This window comes from Pseudomonas sp. TE21394 (genome assembly GCF_054057835.1).
Genome location: NZ_JBSRZR010000001.1, coordinates 3,435,199 through 3,454,732 on the forward strand (window position 1 = coordinate 3,435,199; position 19,534 = coordinate 3,454,732).

Sequence of the window (19,534 nt, forward strand, 5' to 3'; positions counted from 1 at the left end):
AAGCCTGCGGTCAGTCGATGCGTTTGGCCGACTTGATGAACACCGGGTCGGCCGGCACATCGCGCATGCCTTTCTTGATGGTGGTCGGCGAATTGACGATCTGGTCGACCACTTCCATGCCCTTGGTCACCTTGCCGAACACGGCATAGCCGGCGTCACGGCCCGGGTTGAGGAAGTCGTTGTCGGCAACGTTGATGAAGAACTGGCTGGTGGCCGAGTTCGGGTCCGAGGTACGCGCCATCGACAAGGTACCGCGGGTGTTCTGCAGGCCGTTGCTGGCTTCGTTCCTGATCGGGTCCTTGGTGGGTTTCTGCACCATCTGCTCGGTGAAGCCGCCGCCCTGGACCATGAAGCCCGGGATCACCCGGTGGAAGATGGTGTTGTTGTAGAAGCCGCTGTCGACATAGCTGAGGAAGTTCTTGGTACTGAGCGGCGCCTTCTCGGCATTCAGCTCGATTTCGACCTGGCCGAAGCTGGTGTCCAGCAATACGTGCGGGGTCTTGTCGGAGGCCATGACGCTGGAGGCGAAGGCGACCGAGCAGGCGGTGAGCAGAAGTTTTTTCAGCATGGGCTCAAAGATCCTTGAGAGGTGGAAGCGGCTGCAAGGAATTGCAGCAGGGTCTGGTTGAAGACCTCGGGTTGGTCGAGGGGCGTAGCGTGCCGGGAATCGTCGATGACCACCAGCCTGGCGTGGGGCATCAGGGCGACATAGCGCTGTTTCAGTTGTATCGGCGTGTAATCGTGGTCGGCGGCGATCACCAGGGTAGGACAGTGAATTTGCCCGATGCGTTCCTGCACGCCCCAGTCGACGATGGCGTCGAAACTCTTGAGGTAGGCGCGTTTGTCGTTGCGTGCCCAGCGTTTGGCCATTTCCTGGCGCAGTTCGGCCTGCTCGGGCTTGGGGAACAGCCGTTCGGCCAGGCCCTTGCCGACGGTTTCGACACTGAGCAGGTGCGCCAGGCCCCAGCGTTTCAACCACCAGATCCAGTCACTGCGGGTGCGGCGCTTGACCTCGGGGGCGCTGTTGACGATGCACAGGCTGCGCAGCCATTGTGGATGGTCGACGGCGAACTGGAAGCCGACCATGCCGCCCATGGACAGGCCGACGAAGTGCACCGGGCCGGTAGCCAGGTGTTCGAGCAGGGCCAGCAGGTCGGCACTGAAGGTGGCGATCTGGTAGCCGTCGCGGGGCTTGTCGGAGCGGCCATGGCCGCGGATGTCCATCAGGATGACCCGGTAGTGGCGGCTGAGCGCCGGCACCTGCATCTCCCAGTCCTGGCAACTGGAACCCAGGCCATGCAACAACACCAGCGGTTCGCCCTGGCCATACACCTCGTAATGCAGTGTGCATCCTTCGTGTTCGAAATAGGCCATGGGCGCGGTCCTCTCAGGCTTGTGCGGGGGCTGCGAAGGGCACGTCCAGTGGCGCGGTGTCGAAATTGCGCAGCAGGTCGATGAGGATCTGCGTCGCCGGGCCCAGGGTCTTCTCTTTGCTGGAGTAAAGGTAGAACAGTGGGTGACGGCTGCCACCCTGGTCCAGCGGCAACGGCTTGAGCACGCCTTCGCGCAGCTCGCGCTCGATCATGTGCCGGGGCAGCCAGGCGAAGCCCAGGCCACTGCTGACGAAGGTGGCGGCGGTGCCCAGGCTGCCGACCGTCCAGCGCTGCTCGGCACCCAGCCAGCCAACGTCGCGCGGCTGGGCGCGCCCGGAGTCGCGGATCACCACCTGCAACTGGCTTTCCAGGTCCTGGAAGGTGAGCTCGCGGCCCAGGCGGTGCAGGCTGTGTTCCGGGTGGGCGACGGCGACGAACTCCACCGCGCTCAGTTCGGCACCCAGATAGCCGCCGATGCTGTAGCTACTGATGGCCAGGTCGGCGATGCCTTCATGCATCACTTCCTCGACCCCGGACAGCACTTCTTCCCGCAGGCGCACCCGGCAGCCACGGCTCTGCGGCATGAACGCTGCCAGGGCGCGCACCAGGCGGGCGCTGGGGTAGGCGGCGTCGACCACCAGGCGCACCTCGGCCTCCCAGCCCTGTTCCATGTGGTGGGCGAGGTCTTCGAGCTGGCTGGCCTGCTTGACCAGGTGGCGCGAACGGCGCAGCAGCACATTGCCGGCCTCGGTGAGCACGGCCTTGCGGCCATCGATACGCAGCAGCGGCACGCCCAGCTGCTCCTGCATGCGCGCCACGGTGTAGCTGACCGACGACTGCGAACGGTGCAGCGCCTCGGCGGCCTGGGCAAACCCGCCGTGATCGACCACTGCCTGCAGGGTTCGCCACTGGTCAAGGGTTACGCGCGGCGCTTTCATCTTTCGCTCCTGTTGTCCTAAGCTGCGCTCTTTCAAGGAGAGCGGCCCATGAAGAAATGTTGTGCGGCAATACTGATGTGCCTGCCCCTCGGGGCCATGGCTTATCCCATCGATGTGGAAAAGGAACTGACCGGGGTCAAGCTCGACTACACCGCCTACGACACGGCTTACGACATTGGCGCCATCACCCTGAACAACTATGGGCAGGTGCCGGCAGCCTGCAAGGTCACCTTCCGCAATGGCCCGGAGGCACCGCGGGTGCGGCGGGTGAACGTACCGGCCGGTAAAAGCGTCGATGTCACCGCGAAGTTCAACCGGCAGATCATCAAGCTGCGGATCGCCTTGGACTGCAGCGCGGAATAAACTGATAAATCGATTGATTGAACCCATTTTTTACGCTTTTTTATCGATAGGTCAAGCCTTAATCTCACCTCCATCGAATCGCAACCCTTTTTGCCGATGGAGGCACCTCATGTCCAGCGTACTGATCATCGAAAGCAGCGCCCGCCAGCAGGATTCCGTTTCCCGCCAGCTGACCCGTGATTTCATCCAGCAGTGGCAGGCCGCCCACCCGGCCGACCAGATCAGCGTGCGCGACCTGGCGGTGAACCCGGTGCCGCACCTGGACGCCAACCTGCTGGGTGGCTGGATGAAGCCCGAAGAGCAGCGCAGCGCCGCCGAGCTGGAGGCCCTGGCCCGCTCCAACGAGCTCACCGATGAACTGCTCGCTGCCGACGTGCTGGTGATGGCTGCGCCGATGTACAACTTCGCCATCCCCAGTACGCTCAAGGCCTGGCTGGACCACGTGCTGCGTGCCGGCATCACCTTCAAGTACACCCCCACCGGCCCTCAGGGCTTGCTGACCGGCAAGCGTGCCATTGTCCTGACGGCACGTGGCGGTATCCACGCCGGCGCCAGCAGCGACCACCAGGAACCGTACCTGCGTCAGGTCATGGCCTTCATCGGTATTCACGATGTCGAGTTCATCCACGCCGAAGGCCTGAACATGAGTGGCGAGTTCCACGACAAAGGCGTGAACCAGGCCAAGGCCCGGCTGGCAGCGGTCGCCTGAGGCGGAACGAATTCCCAACCCTGACACCTGGTTTTGCTCCTTTGGGTGTACCTGCCCGGCCTGCATGGCCGGGTTTTTTTATGCCAGGAATTTTGTTGATGCCGGTGCCGGCCTATTCGCGGGTGGACCCGCTCCCACAGGAATATCACGGCACTTGAGGCCTGTGGTTACACTGTGGGAGCGGGTTTACCCGCGAAGAGGCCGGCACAGCCCTTACATTCCTCATGGTTGAACTCATTTGCCGCAACCCGCTAAGGTCGCGCCCTTGATCCCCCGAGAGGCACCCATGGGCTACCTGATAATCGTCGCGCTGATCCAGGCGTTTTCCTTCAGCCTGATCGGCGAGTACCTGGCCGGGCACGTCGACAGCTACTTCGCCGTGCTCGCGCGCGTGGTGCTGGCTGGCCTGGTGTTCCTGCCACTGACCCGCTGGCGCCAGGTCGAACCGCGCTTCATGCGCTCGATGCTGCTGATCGGCGCGCTGCAGTACGGCATCACCTACGTCTGCCTGTACCTCAGCTTCCGCGTGCTTACCGTTCCGGAGGTGCTGCTGTTCACCATCCTCACGCCATTGCACGTGACCCTGATCGAAGATGCCATGAACCGCCGCTTCAACCCCTGGGCCCTGGTGGCAGCGCTGGTGGCGGTGGCCGGCGCTGCGGTGATCCGCTTCGACACCATCAGCGGCGAGTTCTTCATCGGTTTCCTGCTGCTGCAACTGGCCAACTTCACCTACGCTGCCGGCCAGGTACTCTATCGCCACCTGGTCGCACGCCACCCCAGCGACCTGCCGCACTACAAGCGCTTTGGCTACTTCTACCTGGGCGCGCTGATCGTGGTGTTGCCAGCGTTCCTGCTGTTCGGCAATACCCAGCACCTGCCGAGCACCAACGTGCAATGGCTGGTGTTGCTGTTCCTGGGCCTGTGCCCGACGGCGCTGGGGCTGTACTGGTGGAACAAGGGCGCCTGCCTGGTGTCCGGCGCGACGCTGGCGGTGATGAACAACCTGCATGTGCCGGTAGGCTTGCTGCTGAACCTGCTGATCTGGAACCAGCACGAGCCATTGGGCCGGCTGTTGCTCGGCGGGGCGGTGATCCTGGCGTCGGTGTGGATGAGCCGCCTGGGTAGCCTGCCGTTATCAGGCAAGGCATGGCGCAGCTAGCTATGACACGTTCGTTACTGGGCCCGAAGTCCGTCGGTGGCCACCCGATAATCAAAAAAATAAAAACCGGAGACCGGCGTGAAGCTAGAAACGCGAAGTATCGAATTTGTCCCACACGCTGAGCGTTATGGTAAGCCCAAACGGTTGTTCACCATCTGGTTCAGCTCCAACTTCCAGATAACCGCCCTGATGGTCGGCACCCTGGGCGTCGCCTCGGGGCTGAGCCTGGGCTGGACCTTGCTCGGCCTGTTGGTCGGCAACCTGATCGGCACCGTGTTCATGGCCGCGCACTCTGCCCAGGGCCCGCACCTGGGCGTGCCACAGATGATCCAGAGCCGGGCCCAGTTCGGCGTCCACGGCGCGGCGCTTCCGCTGTTGGTGATGGTCACCGCTGCAGTCCTGTTCCTCGCCGCCAGCGGCGTGCTGATGCGCAATGCCCTGCAGGCCCTGGTGCCGATGAGCGACGACCAGGCCATCGTAGTGGTCGGGGTACTGACCTTTGTCATCGGCTTTGTCGGCTACGAACTCATCCACCGCCTGGGGGCCTGGATGAGCCTGTTGTCCACGCTGGTGTTTGCCGGCGCCCTGGTGCTGATCCTGCTGCACCCTGGCGACATGGCAACCACGACGGCGGTGAGTACCGGCTTTTCGTTCACTGCGTTCAACCTGATCGTGGCCCAGTCGGCCTCGTGGACGCTGGGCTATGGCCCCTACGTGGCCGACTACTCGCGCTACCTCCCGGCCAACGTCAACCCACGCGCCACGTTCTGGGCCACCTACTGCGGTTGTGCGCTGGGCTCCTTCGCCATGATGGCACTGGGCGCGCTGGTGGCCGTGGAACTGCCCTCGGCCCTGGGCCATGACCCGGCCACAGCCATCGCCGCCCTGTTTGGCCCGTGGGCGCCGTTGGCGCTGGCAGTGATCGCGCTGGGGGTGATCCAGTACAACGTCCTGTGCCTGTACAGCGCCTACATGTCGTCGGTCACGATCTTTGGCGCGTTCAAGACCATCCGCCGCGTGACTGCGACGGCCAAGGCCTTGGTAATGGCAGGCCTGACCGCAGCGGCAACGGTGATTGCCATCGCCACCCAGTACAATTTCGATACGTTCTTTGCCGACATCCTGATTGGCCAGTTGTACCTGCTGATCCCATGGAGCGCGATCAACCTGGTGGATTACTACTGGGTGTGCCGTGGTCACTATGATGTTGGGGCGCTGTATGACGCCAAGGGGCGTTACGGCTGCTTCAATCGGCGGAGCCTGGCGGTGTATGCGGTGGCGATCATCGGTACCATCCCGTTCATGAAGCTGTCGTTCTACACGGGCTTTGTGGCTGAGTGGCTGGGGGCGGACATTAGCTGGGCGATGGGGTTGATCCTGGCTGGGGCGTTGTATTGCATGGTCCATGGTCGTGAGAACAAGCCGCTGTTGGCAACAAGGAATGTGCTTCCCTGATGCGGCGTTGAGAAGGGTGGGGCTGCACAGCAGCCCCGGCACTCTCAAACCTCCTTCATTTCTTCAAGCCGGCGCGGCGCCGGCTCTGGCATCGCACGCCCCGCCAACCCCGCCCGCATGTCATTGCCACTCGGCTGCTGATACAAGCTCAGCCCGAACTTTTCCAAACAGAAGGGCCAGCACTGCCCCTAGATAGCTAACTACCTTTAGTGCGCAGATTTTCTGCCGCCCCCAACTTCAAGGATTACGATGTTGATCGGGCAACACCTTCTCAAGCAGACCAAAGATGACATCCTCACTGATGTCTGATTTCAGGCGGCGGCAACGTCTCTATTGCTTATCCGGCACACCTCGACCTGGTAACCCATCGCAGTAAGCCGTTGGGCAAATTGCCTGAAGTTGACCTTCGAGAAAAACGGCATGTGCAGTTCTGCATTGGGTTGCATGATGGCGAACACGATTTTGTTGCGCGGCTGGGTGGCCGGGTTGAAAATGAATTGGAAATCACCCAGCTCTGCCAGGTGTGCGTTCACCTGGGTAACCACATCCGGTGCATTGATCAGCGCCTCAGCAGACACATAGGCCTGTGAGAATAGGTGGCTCAGCACGCTCGACGATGAGTACTTCTTGACGTGGATGATGTGATTATCCGGTGTGAGCAAATCACAGAACTCGAACGGGCCGCCTGCGCCAGTTAGTCTCACCAGTTTCTGGTCGAGTAGGTAGAAATTGACGTTGTCAGCAATGCGCCGAAGGTAGGCGCCTTCATGGTCAGTGCGGTAGGGAGGAAACACCAGGTTGCACGGAGTCGCGGCCTCAAAAAAGTGGTTCACTTGCTCGGTGTAGTCGCGATCAATCTGGTACCAGTCACCTTCGCTCAGCAAATATATTTTCCCTTCGTGCTCAATCTCCGCCTCCAAGCACATGTACAAAGGCCAAGTGGCGAGTCGTTGTTCGTCCGCGCCGTATAGGTAGATGCGCTCGGAATCAAGAAGTGGGCGAGTTATGCGTCCCAACAGGTGCTTAGCGAGCAGAGCTTGACGAAGATCCAGATCGAATGAGATTGCTGGGCCGTTGTGCGCTCGGGCACTGTGTTTGACATAGCCGAAGCCGCTGACATCATTTCCAAGCAGCTCAGGTGCCGCTGCGCGGACGCAGTCGAACCGCTCGGCATTGATCGCTTCCACCAGCACCCCATCCAATTGGCTTTTGAGGGCTGCGTCGCGAACTGGGACGATGAAATCCATCCAAGGATATTTTTCTTTGCAGTGCTCATCCTCGTAGGCAGTCAACAGGCGAAGTGCGATCTCTGGGAAGTCTTCTAGCTTTACATCGGAATGGAGCGCCAATGAGTCTGAGCCGCTGACATACTCGCCTTCATCCTGATCGTTTTCCACGATCCCGGTTAGGGACTTGAGGATCTCCGAATCGAATTTGAAGTCGAATTCGGATATCGACAACAGCCTTGATGACTGTGCTTTTGAGCGCAGCCGGGTGCGGTCAATGTTGGACTTTTCGACGGACTTGATCAGCAGAGGATCCGTCAAGCTCAGCGCTGTACGTAGCCCGAAGTAGCGCTCAATAGCGAGCGGATCAATCAGGTGCCTGGCATGGCCAAAGGTAAAGCAAAAGACCCTGTCGTGGATTGCCAGAACGAGCAGGGCTTTGAGCGATCTACCGGTCAAGTCGAGGTCGGCCACCTCTGGGACTGCGCCAAAAAGCTGCGTCCACTTTGGATGGGAAGGATTCTTCTGGTGGTAGAAAAGGCATTCAACTTCGCCCAATGCAAACGCGATAGGTCGTAGGTTGACCTCATCGGAAAGCGCGTCCTGGACGGTTCGCCCCTCCTTGAGCAAGAACACATTGATAGTGATCTTCACGTGTCACTCCTTGATCATCGGCTTGATGTTAAATTGGCATCTACCTCTGTGTCCGTCAAGCCACGTCAGTGACATGCTGAGCGACGTACAAGTCCATTGTTACAATCATCAATTGAGAGTGTGAGCTGCTCGTTAGCGCTACTCTGTTGGTTTCTTATGAAATGCAGCTGGAGCAGCAATGAAAAGGAATCTTGCGTCAATGCTCATGCCCGACGATCTCGTTATGCGGGAAGCCATCGAGGCAACGAGGCGTTATCACCAAGTCCATGAAACAGGCGAGACCGATATGGAAGTTGAGCGGCAGAGCTTGACCGCATAGCAGCTATTCCAGTCTATCAACGATTACCAGCTCGCAGGGTTAGGTCGTCAACCTCCACTTCGCCACTGAGCACCCTTGGACCAATGAAGGCGTCATAATTATGCGATGATTCAATTACCGCAGTAACAAGGGATTTACTCAGGCCAACGCAGTTAATCCCATAGCTCAGATTGGCGTTACATATTGTTACCGCTAACGGGCTATAAAATCAGATTTTGCCCCTTTCTTGTAGGGCATTTCCCAAAGATACTGCCACCCATTGTAGTGCTCCGAGTTGACCACTAGTCTCAGCGAGTCGTTGCAATCCAACGACCGGCTTTGACAGGCCGACTCAAATTACAATCCTCAGCTTTGCCTTCAATGGCGGCTGTGCGTGGGGCGCCTTCGGGTGCGCCGGGTTTCTCAATTTGACCGGTCTGTCAACCCGTGCACAGCTGCCACCCTTTGTTTGACAGCAAATGGCGGTAGTCCCAATCACAAATTGAGGGTTACACCATGCTGAAGATTGTCCCCGACCCACCCTGCAACCTCCATTCCCTGGAAGACACGCTGCTGATGGCCGCCGATTACGCGCTATGCGCCGAAGCCGTTGCTCAGCAAGCCGTATTGATGCAACCGAAATCACCCGTCTCAGTGTTGATCATGACGTCGATGCACGAACTAGAAGCCCTCCGTAGGTTGCTCGAATCAGCGCTGGCTCAAGTCCAAAGGCCAGCAGACCCGCAGACGTTGCATTAATCACATCATGATTCGCCTGGGGCTGCGCCTGGTGGGAGTCCGGCTTGCCGGCGGCAGGGCCAGCCCAGGCATCTGCAATTTCAGGGAGAAGAACCAATGGCCATTGAAGTAACCCCAGTCACCGTGGGCAAAACCACCTTCTACCAAGGCGAAAACCAGACCCATCCTCTGTTTCGCATCGAGCCCGGCATCCCTTGCCAGAACGCCCGCGAACAGGCTTCTGAACTGATGGGCTATGCCCGCGACTTGTCCATCGACGGACTGATGGAAGACAAACCCCAGCTACTCTGGGCCTCGCACTACCTCTGCGCCTTGGCCAAGGCCCTGCTCGATGATGCCGAACTGGGCATGATGAAAAGCGCTGAAAACCGCAGTCCCGCCGCTCCACTCTGAGCGGCAGTTAAAACGGAAGGGGCTGCAAAGCAGCCCCGTTACTCTCAAACCTCGTTCATCTCTTCAAGGCGGCGTTGCGTCGGTTCAGGCACCGCACGCCCCGCCAGCCCCACCCGCATGTCATTGCCACTTGGCTGCTGATACAAGCTCAGCCCAAACTCCGGCAACACCGCCAACAGGTAATCGAAGATATCCCCCTGGATCCGCTCGTAATCCGCCCATACCGTGGTGGTGGTAAAGCAGTAGATCTCCAGCGGCACGCCCTCGGCGGTGGTCTGCATCTGCCGCACCATGCAGGTCATGTTCGGGTGCACGTTGGGGTGGTTCTTCAGGTAGGCCAGGGCAAAGGCGCGGAAGGTGCCGAGGTTGGTGAGCCTGCGGCGGTTGGCCGACAGCTCGGCCACTGGCCCCATGGCCTCGTTCCAGCGCTGCAGCTCCTGGCGCTTGGCGGCCAGGTAGTCGGCCAGCAGGTGCACCTGGCTCAGGCGCTGTTCCTCTTCGCGGGTGAGGAAGCGCACCCCGGCGGCATCGATGAACAGGCTGCGCTTGATGCGCCGGCCACCGGACTGCTGCATGCCACGGTAGTTGCGGAACGACTCGCTCATCAGGCGCCAGGTGGGGATGGAGACGATGGTCTTGTCGAAGTTCTGCACCTTCACCGTGTGCAGGGTAATGTCGACCACATCGCCATCGGCACCGACCTGCGGCATTTCGATCCAGTCACCCACGTGCAGCATGTCGTTGCTGGTCAGCTGCACGCTGGCGACGAACGACAGCAGGGTGTCCTTGTACACCAACAGCAGCACCGCCGACATCGCACCCAGGCCCGACAGCAGCAACAGCGGCGAGCGGTCGATCAGGGTGGCGACGATGACGATGGCGGCGAAGATCCACAGCATCATCTTGGCCAGTTGCACGTAGCCCTTGATCGAGCGGGTGCGGGCGTGTTCGGTGCGGGCGTAGATGTCGAGCAGGGCATCCAGCAGGCACGACAGCGCCAGGGTCATGAACAGCAGGGTGAAGGCCAGGGCGACATTGCCGAGGAAGTGCTGGGCGGTATCGGACAGCTCCGGCACCAGTTTCAGGCCGAATTGCAGCACCAGCGATGGCGTGGTCTGCGCCAGGCGGTGGAAGACCTTGTTGTTGCGCAAGTCGTCCAGCCACCTCAGCGCCGGCTGGCGGGCCAGCAGGCGGGCGCCATGCAGCACCAGGAAGCGCGCCAGACGGCCGATGACCAGGGAGATCAGCAGCAGCACCGCCAGGCCAATGGCCGCGTGCAGCACCGGGTGTCGGTCAAGGGTGCCCCACAGGTCGAGGGAGTCACGCCAGATTCGTTGGATATCCATGGGCTTGCGTACAGTCTTGTTGCCAAACGAAGCGCCATTAGAGCGCGGATGGCGGTGAAGTTGCCAAAAGAAATTCGGCTAAGGCGGCAGAAAACGTTACCCTATGCAACTGAATTTCCGCACTTGCCTGAGGTTACCTCCGTGTTCTCCCAATTCGCCCTGCACGAACGCCTGCTTAAAGCCGTGGCCGAGCTTAACTTTGTCGAGCCAACCCCGGTGCAGGCCGCGGCCATCCCCCTGGCCCTGCAAGGGCGTGACCTGCGCGTGACCGCACAGACCGGCAGCGGCAAGACCGCAGCCTTCGTGCTGCCACTGCTCAACCGCCTGGTCGACCTGCGCGAGCGCCGTGTGGAGATCCGCGCGCTGATCCTGCTGCCGACCCGTGAACTGGCCCAGCAAACCCTCAAGCAGGTGCAACTGTTCGCGCAGTTCACCTACATCAAGGCCGGCCTGGTCACCGGTGGTGAAGACTTCAAGGAACAGGCCGCCATGCTGCGCAAGGTGCCGGACGTGCTGATCGGCACCCCGGGCCGCCTGCTTGAGCAGCTGAATGCCGGCAACCTCGACCTGTCCCATGTGCAGGTGCTGATCCTCGACGAAGCCGACCGCATGCTCGACATGGGCTTCGCCGAAGACATGGAGCGCCTGTGCAAGGAGTGCGAGAACCGCCAGCAAACCCTGCTGTTCTCGGCCACCACCGGCGGCGCGGCGCTGCGCGACATGATCGGCAAGGTGCTGAAAGACCCGGAACACCTGATGCTCAACAGCGTCTCGCAGCTGGCCGAAGGCACCCGCCAGCAGATCATCACCGCCGACCACGACCAGCACAAAGAGCAGATCGTGCAGTGGCTGCTGGCCAACGAGACGTTCGACAAGGCGATCATCTTCACCAACACCCGCGCCCTGGCCGACCGCATCTACGGTCACCTGGTGGCCAAGGACGTCAAGGCCTTCGTGCTGCACGGCGAAAAGGACCAGAAGGACCGCAAGCTGGCCCTGGAGCGCTTCAAGCAGGGCAGCTCCAAGGTGCTGGTGGCCACCGACGTGGCCGCGCGTGGCCTGGATATCGACGGGCTGGACCTGGTCATCAACTTCGACATGCCGCGCAGCGGTGACGAGTACGTGCACCGCGTGGGCCGTACCGGCCGTGCCGGTGGCGAAGGCCTGGCGATCTCGCTGATTACCCACAACGACTGGAACCTGATGTCGAGCATCGAGCGCTACCTCAAGCAGCAGTTCGAGCGCCGGGTGATCAAGGAAGTGAAGGGCACCTACAGCGGGCCGAAGAAGGTCAAGGCCTCGGGCAAGGCCGCCGGCAGCAAGAAGAAAAAGGTCGAGAAGAAATCGGGTGACAAGAAAGCCGCAGCCAAGCGCAAGCCAACCGCCAAGCCGAAGGCCAATGCACCACTGACCAGCGCCGATGGCCTGGCGCCGTTGAAGAAGCGCAAGGCGGCGGCGGAGTAATCGGCGCCCCTCACAGGCTGATGCGTTCTTTGTAGGAGCGGCCTTGTGCCGCGAAAGGGCTGCGAAGCAGCCCCGAGATTTTCCACACTGACGCATCCATCCGGGGCCGCTTTGCGGCCCTTTCGCGGCGCAAGGCCGCTCCTACAAGGCGCACGCAGGCTGCAAGCGGTCAGTCAGCCTTCTTTTCTGCCGCTTTCAGTTCCTTGATCCGCTTGTCGATCAGCTGACACTTGTCGGGCAAGTCCTTGCTCGCCGTTCCCAGCTCCATCCCTTGCAACTCGTCATTGATCTCCTTGGCCTTCTGCGGGTTCTGCTCGGTCAGCTGGGTAACCAACCCGGCCAGCTCTTCACGTTTCTGCGTCGCTTCCTCCGGTGTGCAGGCCCAGACGGGCAGGGCGCAGAACAGGGCCGTGGCGCAGGCAATGGGCAGCAGCGGTTTCATCCTTTATACCTCCGGCGGTGGTGATGCCCGGTGGAGGTGTGTGCCTGGCCGTTAGTTCAGCGGCTTCGACCGATGGCCATACCAGGGTTAATTGAGCCTTGGTCTGGTCGGTCACGTTGGTTCCGCTTCAAGCCGTAGTCCTTTTCCCAAAGAGTTCTGAAGCTATTGAAGAGCGATCGTTTGCCCCCTAGCCTCGGCTTGAGTCAGGAGGCATCGTATGTCCATTCGCCTGGATTCCGATGTCCTCGCCTGATTCAAGGGGCAGGGTAGCGGCTACCAGACCCGGATCAATCAGTTGTTGCGCCTGTACATGCAGGCGCAGCAGCGCCAACGCTGAGATCTTTCGGAACGCTCGGCAGTCGCGACGGGTCCCACCCTGTGTACCCCTTCCGTCCACAGCAGGAGCCCGTAGCCATGAGCATCGCCTACGACTGGGACCTGATCGAACGCTTGCTGCACGAGGTGCAGAACGGCGCCGGTCACAGCTTCACGCCACGCCCTTATGCCGAGCAGCACGCTGCGGCCCTGGCCGCCAAGGGTGAGCCGGTGGGCGACCTGGACCACCTTAAGACCCGTGCCTGCGAATACGAAAAGCTGCTGTTCGAACGTGGCTACATCGAAAGCCGTCCTGAAGAGGATGGCGGCAACGGCGAGAACTTCGTGCTGACCGAACGCGGTTCGCGCCTGATGAGCCTGATCGACAGCAGCATCCCCGGCTTCGAGCACCCGCGCCAGGTGCTGGACGAGCAGGAGGATGCGCTGGACGAAAACACCTTCGAGCAGGTGTCGGCGAAGGCGCAGATTGCCTGAGGTCGTTTTGAGGCTGGCAAGGGCAGCCCAGTAAACCCGATAATCGGTAGCTTCCGAACGCTGCCGAGCCCTTGCCCATGCCCATGATTACCCCGAAGGCCTGCCTATGAGCGCGGTCCGCAAGCACCCTGACGCCTTTGCCTTCCAGGTAATGCTGGGGTTGTGCCTGATCTGGGGTTGCCAGCAGGTGCTGATCAAGACCGCCGCGGTCGACATCGCGCCGGTGATGCAGGCAGCCCTGCGCAACGGCATTGCCGCCGTGCTGGTGGGGCTGATGCTGTGCTGGCGCGGTGGCTGGAGCCAACTGGGCAGCACCTGGCGTGCCGGGGTGCTGGCGGGTGGCTTGTTCGGCCTTGAGTTTCTGTTCATCGCCGAGGGCTTGAAGCTGACCTCGGCGGCGCATATGTCGGTGTTTCTCTATACCGCGCCGGTGTTTACCGCGCTGGGCCTGCACTTCAGGTTGCCCAGCGAGCGCCTGCGGCTGTTGCAATGGCTGGGGATTCTGCTGGCCTTCGGTGGCATCGGCATGGCATTCGCCGGTGGCATGTCGTTCGAGCAGATGGATGGTCGTACCCTGCTGGGGGATGCCTTCGGCGTGATTGCCGGCCTGGCCTGGGGGGCGACCACCGTGGTGGTGCGCTGCTCGCGGTTGTCGGAAGCGCCGGCAACCCTGACCCTGTTCTACCAGTTGGCCGTGGGCTTTGCCGGGCTGCTGCTGATTGCCCTGCTCAGCGGGCAGATCGGTGCGGTGGTGTTGACGCCGCTGGCTGTGGGCAGTGTGCTGTTCCAGGGTATCGTGGTGTCGTTCATCAGTTACCTGACGTGGTTCTGGTTGCTGCGCAAATACCTGGCGTCGAACCTGGCGGTGTTCTCGTTCATCACCCCGCTGTTCGGGGTGACCTTTGGCGTGGTGCTGCTGGATGAGCCGTTGAGCATGAACTTCGTGATCGGGGCGTTGATGGTGCTGCTGGGGGTGATCCTGGTGAGTGCCGAGCCTTGGGTGAAGCAGCAATTGCGGCGGCTTGTGGGCTGATGTGTGGCCTGAGCCGCCTTGATTCAGGATGTAAGCTTGCCCTGACAGGGACTGCCTTGCTGTGCATTGCCAGCCAACCACACCAGCCCACCGGCCACCGCCAACCCACCCGCCGACAGCATCAGCGCGGGTTGCAGCCCGCCGCTGTAATGGCTGCTCAGCGCCGCCAGCAGCGGCCCGCTCAACTGCCCCAGGGCAAAGCACGCTGTCAGCAACCCGGCATTGCGCTGCGTAGCGTGTGGCGCCAGCTCCCGCGAACGTTGCATCACCAGCTGCATGCAAGCCAGGGATGGCGCGCCACATAGCACCACGCCCAAGGCCAGCCCGACACCCCCACCGATCAGGCAGGCCAGCACACCCAACCCTTGCAACCACAGAGTGGCGCTCAGCCAGGTAGAAGTACGCCCGCCGCGGCGCAGGCTCACCAGCAGTACACCCAGTGCCGCCGCCATGCCGAACGCCGGCCAGAACAGGTCGGCCAGCCACTGCCCGAGAAACTGCTGACTGGCCATCTGCGACAGGAAGGTGGCCGGCAGGATGTAACCCACGCCGTACAGGGCATACACCAGCCCCAGGCGGCCGATACCGACATGCCGTTGCAGGCCCTGCTGCACAGACGGTGCTGGCGCTGCCTGCAGGGCCTGGGGTAGCCAGGGCCTGATCGCCAGCAGCATCAGCAGCGCCGCCACGGCATAGATCAGCCACAGCGCTGCCGAGCCCAGCCCCAGCCGATGTGCCAGCAGTGCCAGCAAGCCGGTCAGCGCGATACCCAGGCCGGGCCCGGCGAATACCAGCGCACCCAGGCGCCGGCGGTTATGGGCATTGGCCAGTTGCTGGCTGAGGCTGGTGATCATCACCAGCACCCAGGCACTGGCCACGCCCGTACCGAAGCGCAGCAGCAGGTGCCCCCAGAAGCCGTCGGCAGCCCACGACGCCAGGGTCAGTACCACGCACAGCCACAGCCCGCCCTGCAGGCGCAGGCGCACCTGGCCAGGCGAGCGGGCGAACATCGCATCGAGCGCGCCGAGGAAGTAGCCAAGGTAATTGGCTGCCGCCACCAGCCCGGCCGCCGTCAGGTCGAGCTGACCCTCGGCGATCAGCTGCGGCAGCTGCGGAGTCAGGGCGAAACGGCCAATGCCCATGGCCATCATCAGCGCGACGGCGCTGGCCAGCAGTTGAATGAGTGGTGACATCACAGGTCTCCTGCACGGTGTAAACGATGACCGGCAGGTTAGGGCGGTTTTCTTTTCAATAAAATTGAATAATGATGATCAAGTTGTTCTGTTTTGGAGAATGTCGTGGAGTTCAGTCAGCTGCGTATCTTCCAGGCCGTGGCCGAGGAGGGCTCGCTCACCCGTGCCGCAGAGCGGCTGCACCGTGTTCCGTCCAATCTGTCGACACGCTTGCGCCAGCTTGAAGAACACCTGGGCGTCGAACTGTTCCTGCGGGAACGCCAGCGCCTGCAGCTGTCGCCTGCGGGCAAGGTGCTGCTGGACTACGCCCAGCGCCTGTCAGCCTTGCGCGACGAGGCCCAGGCCGCCGTGCGCGGCGGCCAGCCAGCCGGGGATTTTGTGCTGGGAACCATGTACAGCACGGCGGCAACGCATTTGCCGGGGTTACTGGCGCGTTATCATCAGGCCTATCCAGCGGTGAACCTGCAGGTGCGGGCGGCGCCCAGTGGCGAGCTGCTGGAGGGCCTGCTCAGCCACAGCCTGGACGCCGCACTGGTGGATGGCCCTCCAAGCCTGGCCGGGCTGGATGGGGTGCCGTTGTGCGACGAACAACTGGTGCTGATCACCAGCCCCGAGCACCCGCCAGTGCACACGGCCCGGGACGTGGCGGGCAAGGCGGTGTTCACCTTCCGCCAGGGCTGCTCGTACCGCATGCGCCTGGAGGCCTGGTATGCCCATGCCCATACGCCGATGGGCCGGGTGATGGAGATCGAGTCGTACCAAAGCATGCTGGCCTGCGTGATCGCGGGTGCGGGGGTGGCAATGATGGCCCAGTCGATGCTCGATAGCCTGCCCGGGCGTGACCGGGTACGAGTACACCGGTTGCAGGCGCCGTTCGATCAGGCGGTCACCTGGTTGATGTGGCGCCAGGGCATGCGCGGGGCAAATTTGCAGGCGTGGATTGACCTGCAACAAAGCGAAACGATTAACCAGTCGTCGGAACGCGCCGTTACGGCTTGATCCGCGTCAAAATGGCCCGTATCTGTAGGTACAGAGGCATGCGTTATACAGAACATGGGACTATGATCTGTATGAAACATCGTAAGACTGAATTGCCGTGAGGCGGACCCGTCAAGGGGGCATTATGAATAAACCACTGTACAACTGGCTCCATGACCTGGCTGTCGCCTTGGGGCTGATCCCACCACCCTTGCAGCCGGTACCGATTCCGACTGATGAAGAGCAGCGCAAGCGCCAACCGCGTCGTCGCTGATACAGACAAAGGCCGCTGCACCTGTGCGGGTGCAGCGGCCTCCTTGTATCTGGTCCATTGTTGCCGCCTGTACCGACGATGGGCCGGTGCAGGCGGTCGATCAATCAGGCCAGCTTCACCGCCGCCGCCGGTTTGCGCGACATCAGGCTTACCAGCACGAAGCTCACCAGGCCAACCACCAGGCTGTAGTAGATCGGTGTATTGGCCTCCAGGCCGTCCAGGAACATGAACAGCAACGCGGTGGCAAAGCCCAGCGACATGCTGGCGATAGCGCCGGCGGTGGTGGCGCGCTTCCAGTAGATCGCCCCGATCAGCGGGATCAGCATGCCGCCGACCAGCAGGTTGTAGGCCAGGGTCAGCGCGCTGATCACATCGTTGACCACCAGGGCGATGCCCAGCACCACCAGGCCGGTGAGCAGGGTGAACAGGCGGCTGACGGCCAGGCTCGATTGCTTGCCGCCACGCAGCTTGGGCAGCAGGTCTTCGGTCAGGGTGGTCGACGCGGCCAGCAGGCCGGCGCTGGCGGTGGACATCATGGCAGCCAGCGCTGCCGCCATCAGCAAGCCACGGATGCCATCGGGCAGGGTGGTCTTGATCATTTCGGCAAAGGCGTTGTTCGGGTTGGCCAGGTCGGGCATCAGCACATGCGCGGCCATGCCGATGGTGGCGCAGGCCAGGCCGTACAGCACGCAGTACACACCCGCAGTGGTGCCGGCACGCTGGCAGACCTTCTCGTCACGGGCAGTGAATACCCGCTGCCAGATGTCCTGGCCGATGAGGATGCCGAAGAAGTAGATCAGGAAGTAGGTGATGATAGTGTCCCAGCCAATGGTGGTCAGCTGGAAGCTGGCCGCCGGCAGCTTGGCCACCAGGGTGTCCCAGCCCCCGGCCTTGTACAGGCACACGGGCAGCAGGATGAACATCAGGCCGACAGTCTTGATCACGAACTGCACGATGTCGGTGAGGGTCAGCGACCACATGCCGCCGATGGTGGAGTACAGCACCACCACCCCGCCGCCGAGCAGCAGCGAAGCCCAGAACGGCAGGTCAAGCAACACTTGCAATACGGTGGCCATGGCCAGGGTGGAGGTCACCCCGATCATCAACGCGTAGGCCAGCATGATCACCGCACTGGCCTGGCGTGCGGTGGGGTTGTAGCGCTGTTCCAGTACCTGGGTCACGGTGAAGATACGCAGGCGCAGCAGGGGTTTGGCCAGGAACAGGTTGAGCGCGATGATGCCCAGGCCCAGGGCGGCACACAGCCAGAAGCCTGAGATGCCGTGCACATAGCCCAGGCGTACGGTGCCAACGGTGGAAGCGCCACCGAGCACGGTGGTGGCCATGGTGCCCATGTACAGTACCGGGCCGAGGTTGCGCCCGGCGACCAGGTAGTCTTCGTGGGTTTTCGCGCGGCGCATGCCATACCAGCCAAGGCCGAGCATGCCGGCGGTGTAGATCATTACAACAATGATGTCCAAGGCCATTGGGGGTCTCCCGATTATCTTTATTATGGCGAGATCGACCACCCGGGCGGGTTCACGGCGCCCGGCGGTCCAGTCGTGTGTTGGCGGGCCTCAGTGGCCCTCCCTCATGGCTCCTGCCGGGGTGTAGCAAGTACTGCGGCCGCTCCAGCAAAGGCGCCGTGTATCCGGTCAGCGGCGCACTACGCCTGGCAGCACGCAGAGCATCTCGAACAGCAGGTTGGCACCGAGCAGCGAGGTGTTGCCGGTGGTGTCGTAAGGCGGGGAGACTTCGACCAGGTCACAGCCGATCAGGTCCAGGCCGTGGCAGCCGCGAATGATCTCCATCGCCTGGATGGTGGTCAAGCCGCCGATTTCCGGGGTGCCGGTGCCCGGCGCCCAGGCCGGGTCGATGCCATCGATGTCGAAGGACAGGTACACCGGGCCGCCGCCGACCTTTTCCCGCACTTCGGCCATCAGCGGTACCAGCGACTGGTGCCAGCATTCTTCGGCCTGGACCACGCGGAAGCCCTGGCGGCGGCTCCAGTTGAAGTCATCGGCGGTGTAACCCTGGGCGCGCAGGCCGATCTGCACCACACGCTCGCAGTCGAGCAGGCCTTCTTCCACGGCGCGGCGGAAGGTGGTGCCGTGGGCGATCTTCTCGCCGAACATGTGGTCGTTGACGTCGGCGTGGGCATCGATGTGCACCAGGCCGATCTTGCCGTGTTTCTTGTGCAGCGCGCGCAGGATCGGCAGGGTGATGGTGTGGTCGCCGCCCAGGGTCAGCGGGATGATGTTGTGTTCGAGAATCTCGTCATAGGCTTCTTCGATGATGCGCACGGCGTCCAGCAGGTTGAAGGTGTTGATCGCCACGTCACCGATGTCGGCCACCGACAGCGAGTCGAACGGGGCAGCCCCGGTGGCCATGTTGTACGGGCGGATCATGACCGATTCGGCGCGGATCTGCCGTGGCCCGAAGCGGGTGCCGGAGCGCAGCGAGGTGCCGATGTCCAGGGGCACGCCGATGAACGCAGCGTCCAGGCCTTGGGCACTTTGCAGGTGGGGAAGGCGAAGCATGGTGGCGATGCCGCCGAAACGCGGCATTTCGTTGCCGCCCAGTGGTTGGTGGAGAATCTTGTCCACGGTGGGCCTCATCAGTCGGTCGATTGTTCTGTTTGTTCGAACCTGTGCCGCCGCACGCCTG

Annotated in this window: 20 protein-coding genes and 2 pseudogenes; 12 read left to right on the top strand and 10 right to left on the bottom strand. The window is 62.1% G+C overall.

The window, feature by feature from the left end; all coding sequences use genetic code 11:
• Window positions 1-10 precede the first annotated feature (10 nt).
• Genes ACVWZT_RS15735 through ACVWZT_RS15745 form a run of 3 tightly spaced genes read right to left on the bottom strand, consistent with a single transcriptional unit; the run spans window position 11 to window position 2,311 of the window.
• Complete coding sequence (locus ACVWZT_RS15735; RefSeq protein WP_457470198.1) at window positions 11-568, bottom strand: peptidylprolyl isomerase; 558 nt, start codon at window positions 566-568, stop codon at window positions 11-13.
• On the bottom strand, window positions 562-1,374 hold the full coding sequence (locus tag ACVWZT_RS15740) for an alpha/beta fold hydrolase (protein ID WP_296232384.1): 813 nt from the start codon (window positions 1,372-1,374) through the stop codon (window positions 562-564). The genes ACVWZT_RS15735 and ACVWZT_RS15740 overlap by 7 nt, the downstream gene beginning before the upstream one ends.
• Before the next feature lie 13 nt (window positions 1,375-1,387).
• Window positions 1,388-2,311 (bottom strand): LysR family transcriptional regulator, encoded by a 924-nt coding sequence (locus tag ACVWZT_RS15745; protein ID WP_170031319.1) that lies wholly within the window; start codon window positions 2,309-2,311, stop codon window positions 1,388-1,390.
• A 48-nt stretch (window positions 2,312-2,359) separates the two neighbouring features.
• Between ACVWZT_RS15745 and ACVWZT_RS15750 the strand changes: the two genes are divergently transcribed.
• The 4 genes from ACVWZT_RS15750 to ACVWZT_RS15765 all read left to right on the top strand — a co-directional run bounded on the left by ACVWZT_RS15750 (window position 2,360) and on the right by ACVWZT_RS15765 (window position 6,000).
• Complete coding sequence (locus ACVWZT_RS15750) at window positions 2,360-2,674, top strand: 3-phosphoglycerate kinase (RefSeq protein ID WP_296232387.1); 315 nt, start codon at window positions 2,360-2,362, stop codon at window positions 2,672-2,674.
• Between the two features lie 109 nt (window positions 2,675-2,783).
• The gene (locus ACVWZT_RS15755) at window positions 2,784-3,383 is read left to right on the top strand and encodes an FMN-dependent NADH-azoreductase (protein WP_457470200.1); all 600 of its coding nucleotides are present in this window, start codon (window positions 2,784-2,786) and stop codon (window positions 3,381-3,383) included.
• 286 nt (window positions 3,384-3,669) lie between these two features.
• On the top strand, window positions 3,670-4,545 hold the full coding sequence (locus ACVWZT_RS15760) for a carboxylate/amino acid/amine transporter (RefSeq protein ID WP_457470202.1): 876 nt from the start codon (window positions 3,670-3,672) through the stop codon (window positions 4,543-4,545).
• A 78-nt stretch (window positions 4,546-4,623) separates the two neighbouring features.
• On the top strand, window positions 4,624-6,000 hold the full coding sequence (locus ACVWZT_RS15765; RefSeq protein WP_457470204.1) for a purine-cytosine permease family protein: 1,377 nt from the start codon (window positions 4,624-4,626) through the stop codon (window positions 5,998-6,000).
• A gap of 44 nt (window positions 6,001-6,044) precedes the next feature.
• Here ACVWZT_RS15765 and ACVWZT_RS15770 read toward each other — a convergent pair.
• Window positions 6,045-6,167, bottom strand: a pseudogene (locus ACVWZT_RS15770) (mechanosensitive ion channel protein MscS); the annotation flags it as partial.
• 144 nt (window positions 6,168-6,311) lie between these two features.
• Window positions 6,312-7,880 carry a TIGR04141 family sporadically distributed protein gene (locus ACVWZT_RS15775; protein WP_457470205.1) on the bottom strand — a complete coding sequence of 523 codons (1,569 nt, stop codon included), beginning with the start codon at window positions 7,878-7,880 and terminating at the stop codon, window positions 6,312-6,314.
• Window positions 7,881-8,694: 814 nt separating this feature from the next.
• Here ACVWZT_RS15775 and ACVWZT_RS15780 point away from each other — a divergent pair.
• On the top strand, window positions 8,695-8,937 hold the full coding sequence (locus ACVWZT_RS15780; RefSeq protein ID WP_225778766.1) for a hypothetical protein: 243 nt from the start codon (window positions 8,695-8,697) through the stop codon (window positions 8,935-8,937).
• A gap of 96 nt (window positions 8,938-9,033) precedes the next feature.
• On the top strand, window positions 9,034-9,330 hold the full coding sequence (locus tag ACVWZT_RS15785) for a DUF3077 domain-containing protein (protein ID WP_457470207.1): 297 nt from the start codon (window positions 9,034-9,036) through the stop codon (window positions 9,328-9,330).
• Window positions 9,331-9,374: 44 nt separating this feature from the next.
• Here ACVWZT_RS15785 and ACVWZT_RS15790 read toward each other — a convergent pair whose 3' ends face one another.
• Complete coding sequence (locus tag ACVWZT_RS15790; protein ID WP_457470208.1) at window positions 9,375-10,676, bottom strand: mechanosensitive ion channel family protein; 1,302 nt, start codon at window positions 10,674-10,676, stop codon at window positions 9,375-9,377.
• Window positions 10,677-10,817: 141 nt separating this feature from the next.
• On the opposite strand from ACVWZT_RS15790, the gene ACVWZT_RS15795 reads away from it, so the two are divergent.
• The gene (locus ACVWZT_RS15795) at window positions 10,818-12,140 is read left to right on the top strand and encodes a DEAD/DEAH box helicase (RefSeq protein WP_296232392.1); all 1,323 of its coding nucleotides are present in this window, start codon (window positions 10,818-10,820) and stop codon (window positions 12,138-12,140) included.
• A 169-nt stretch (window positions 12,141-12,309) separates the two neighbouring features.
• Here the strand turns inward: ACVWZT_RS15795 and ACVWZT_RS15800 are convergent, their stop codons facing one another.
• Window positions 12,310-12,582: a hypothetical protein gene (locus ACVWZT_RS15800; protein WP_296232393.1), complete on the bottom strand. Its 273-nt coding sequence runs from the start codon at window positions 12,580-12,582 to the stop codon at window positions 12,310-12,312.
• Window positions 12,583-12,802: 220 nt separating this feature from the next.
• Between ACVWZT_RS15800 and ACVWZT_RS15805 the strand changes: the two are divergent.
• From ACVWZT_RS15805 to ACVWZT_RS15815, 3 genes and pseudogenes are all read left to right on the top strand, one after another.
• A pseudogene (locus tag ACVWZT_RS15805) lies at window positions 12,803-12,919 on the top strand (BrnA antitoxin family protein); the annotation flags it as partial.
• A 77-nt stretch (window positions 12,920-12,996) separates the two neighbouring features.
• Entirely contained in the window at window positions 12,997-13,392 is a 396-nt protein-coding gene (locus ACVWZT_RS15810) for a transcriptional regulator (RefSeq protein ID WP_457470210.1), read from the top strand.
• A gap of 106 nt (window positions 13,393-13,498) precedes the next feature.
• A complete protein-coding gene (locus ACVWZT_RS15815) occupies window positions 13,499-14,425 on the top strand; it encodes a DMT family transporter (RefSeq protein WP_457470211.1) in 927 nt (308 codons plus the stop codon).
• Between the two features lie 23 nt (window positions 14,426-14,448).
• Here the strand turns inward: ACVWZT_RS15815 and ACVWZT_RS15820 are convergent, their stop codons facing one another.
• Window positions 14,449-15,618 carry an MFS transporter gene (locus ACVWZT_RS15820; RefSeq protein WP_457470213.1) on the bottom strand — a complete coding sequence of 390 codons (1,170 nt, stop codon included), beginning with the start codon at window positions 15,616-15,618 and terminating at the stop codon, window positions 14,449-14,451.
• A 105-nt stretch (window positions 15,619-15,723) separates the two neighbouring features.
• On the opposite strand from ACVWZT_RS15820, the gene ptrR reads away from it, so the two are divergent.
• Window positions 15,724-16,617 (top strand): putrescine utilization regulator PtrR, encoded by an 894-nt coding sequence (gene ptrR / locus ACVWZT_RS15825; protein ID WP_457470215.1) that lies wholly within the window; start codon window positions 15,724-15,726, stop codon window positions 16,615-16,617.
• Between the two features lie 124 nt (window positions 16,618-16,741).
• Entirely contained in the window at window positions 16,742-16,870 is a 129-nt protein-coding gene (locus tag ACVWZT_RS15830) for a PA1414 family protein (protein ID WP_296232402.1), read from the top strand.
• Window positions 16,871-16,974: 104 nt separating this feature from the next.
• Here ACVWZT_RS15830 and ACVWZT_RS15835 read toward each other — a convergent pair whose 3' ends face one another.
• A complete protein-coding gene (locus tag ACVWZT_RS15835; protein WP_457470217.1) occupies window positions 16,975-18,354 on the bottom strand; it encodes a sodium:solute symporter in 1,380 nt (459 codons plus the stop codon).
• Window positions 18,355-18,522: 168 nt separating this feature from the next.
• On the bottom strand, window positions 18,523-19,473 hold the full coding sequence (gene speB, locus ACVWZT_RS15840; protein WP_289131004.1) for an agmatinase: 951 nt from the start codon (window positions 19,471-19,473) through the stop codon (window positions 18,523-18,525).
• Window positions 19,474-19,534: the final 61 nt, after the last annotated feature.

What these genes read in the sequence shown, in the direction of transcription:
- ACVWZT_RS15735 (WP_457470198.1), bottom strand. Translation starts at nt 568, where the DNA reads ATGCTGAAAAAACTTCTGCTCACCGCCTGCTCGGTCGCCTTCGCCTCC.
- ACVWZT_RS15740 (WP_296232384.1), bottom strand. Translation starts at nt 1,374, where the DNA reads ATGGCCTATTTCGAACACGAAGGATGCACACTGCATTACGAGGTGTAT.
- ACVWZT_RS15745 (WP_170031319.1), bottom strand. Translation starts at nt 2,311, where the DNA reads ATGAAAGCGCCGCGCGTAACCCTTGACCAGTGGCGAACCCTGCAGGCA.
- ACVWZT_RS15750 (WP_296232387.1), top strand. Translation starts at nt 2,360, where the DNA reads ATGAAGAAATGTTGTGCGGCAATACTGATGTGCCTGCCCCTCGGGGCC.
- ACVWZT_RS15755 (WP_457470200.1), top strand. Translation starts at nt 2,784, where the DNA reads ATGTCCAGCGTACTGATCATCGAAAGCAGCGCCCGCCAGCAGGATTCC.
- ACVWZT_RS15760 (WP_457470202.1), top strand. Translation starts at nt 3,670, where the DNA reads ATGGGCTACCTGATAATCGTCGCGCTGATCCAGGCGTTTTCCTTCAGC.
- ACVWZT_RS15780 (WP_225778766.1), top strand. Translation starts at nt 8,695, where the DNA reads ATGCTGAAGATTGTCCCCGACCCACCCTGCAACCTCCATTCCCTGGAA.
- ACVWZT_RS15785 (WP_457470207.1), top strand. Translation starts at nt 9,034, where the DNA reads ATGGCCATTGAAGTAACCCCAGTCACCGTGGGCAAAACCACCTTCTAC.
- ACVWZT_RS15790 (WP_457470208.1), bottom strand. Translation starts at nt 10,676, where the DNA reads ATGGATATCCAACGAATCTGGCGTGACTCCCTCGACCTGTGGGGCACC.
- ACVWZT_RS15800 (WP_296232393.1), bottom strand. Translation starts at nt 12,582, where the DNA reads ATGAAACCGCTGCTGCCCATTGCCTGCGCCACGGCCCTGTTCTGCGCC.
- ACVWZT_RS15810 (WP_457470210.1), top strand. Translation starts at nt 12,997, where the DNA reads ATGAGCATCGCCTACGACTGGGACCTGATCGAACGCTTGCTGCACGAG.
- ACVWZT_RS15815 (WP_457470211.1), top strand. Translation starts at nt 13,499, where the DNA reads ATGAGCGCGGTCCGCAAGCACCCTGACGCCTTTGCCTTCCAGGTAATG.
- ACVWZT_RS15820 (WP_457470213.1), bottom strand. Translation starts at nt 15,618, where the DNA reads ATGTCACCACTCATTCAACTGCTGGCCAGCGCCGTCGCGCTGATGATG.
- ACVWZT_RS15830 (WP_296232402.1), top strand. Translation starts at nt 16,742, where the DNA reads ATGAATAAACCACTGTACAACTGGCTCCATGACCTGGCTGTCGCCTTG.
- ACVWZT_RS15835 (WP_457470217.1), bottom strand. Translation starts at nt 18,354, where the DNA reads ATGGCCTTGGACATCATTGTTGTAATGATCTACACCGCCGGCATGCTC.